Annotated in this window: 1 protein-coding gene; it reads right to left on the bottom strand. The window is 50.6% G+C overall.

Features of this window, described 5'->3' with window-relative positions; all coding sequences use genetic code 11:
- A partial coding sequence (tuf, locus tag BM100_RS22405; RefSeq protein WP_092515017.1) for an elongation factor Tu occupies window positions 1-1,174 on the bottom strand: 1,174 nt, incomplete at both ends.

Raw genomic sequence — 1,174 nt, 5'->3', positions numbered from 1 at the left:
ACTTTAGCAACAACACCAGCACCAACAGTACGGCCGCCTTCACGGATTGCGAAACGCAGACCTTCGTCCATTGCGATTGGCGCAATCAGAGTTACGATCATGTTGATGTTGTCACCTGGCATTACCATCTCTACGCCTTCTGGCAGTTCGATAGTACCGGTTACGTCAGTTGTACGGAAGTAGAACTGTGGACGGTAACCTTTGAAGAATGGAGTATGACGGCCACCTTCATCTTTGCTCAGGATGTACACTTCTGATTCGAACTGGGTGTGTGGCTTGATTGAACCTGGTTTAGCCAGAACCTGACCACGTTCGATTTCGTCACGCTTAGTACCACGCAGCAGAACACCTACGTTCTCACCCGCACGGCCTTCGTCCAGCAGTTTGCGGAACATTTCAACGCCAGTACAAGTGGTTTTAGCTGTTTCTTTGATACCAACGATTTCAACTTCGTCACCAACTTTAACGATACCACGCTCAACACGACCGGTAACTACAGTACCACGGCCGGAGATGGAGAATACGTCTTCGATTGGCAGCAGGAATGGCTTGTCAATGTCACGCTCTGGTTCTGGAATGTAAGAATCCAGTGCTTCTGCCAGTTCGATAACTTTCGCTTCCCACTCTGCCTCGCCTTCCAGCGCTTTCAGAGCTGAACCACGGATGATTGGAGTGTCGTCGCCTGGGAAATCGTACTGAGACAGCAGCTCACGTACTTCCATTTCTACCAGTTCCAGCAGCTCTTCATCATCAACCATGTCACATTTGTTCAGGAACACGATGATGTATGGAACGCCTACCTGACGACCCAGCAGGATGTGCTCACGAGTCTGTGGCATTGGGCCATCAGTCGCAGCAACTACCAGGATCGCGCCGTCCATCTGTGCAGCACCCGTGATCATGTTTTTAACATAGTCGGCGTGGCCTGGGCAGTCAACGTGTGCGTAGTGGCGAGTTGGAGTATCGTACTCTACGTGAGAAGTAGAGATGGTGATACCACGCGCTTTTTCTTCTGGTGCGTTATCGATCTGGTCGAATGCACGTGCGCTACCGCCGTAGGTTTTTGCCAGAACGGTGGTGATTGCTGCAGTCAGGGTAGTTTTACCGTGGTCAACGTGGCCGATAGTACCAACGTTAACGTGCGGTTTTGAACGTTCAAACTTTTCTTTAGACA

Origin of the sequence: Xenorhabdus mauleonii (assembly GCF_900113945.1) — a bacterium.
GTDB lineage: Bacteria > Pseudomonadota > Gammaproteobacteria > Enterobacterales > Enterobacteriaceae > Xenorhabdus > Xenorhabdus mauleonii.
The sequence above is the reverse complement of the archived record's forward strand: the minus strand, read 5'-3'. Positions and strand labels throughout refer to the sequence as shown.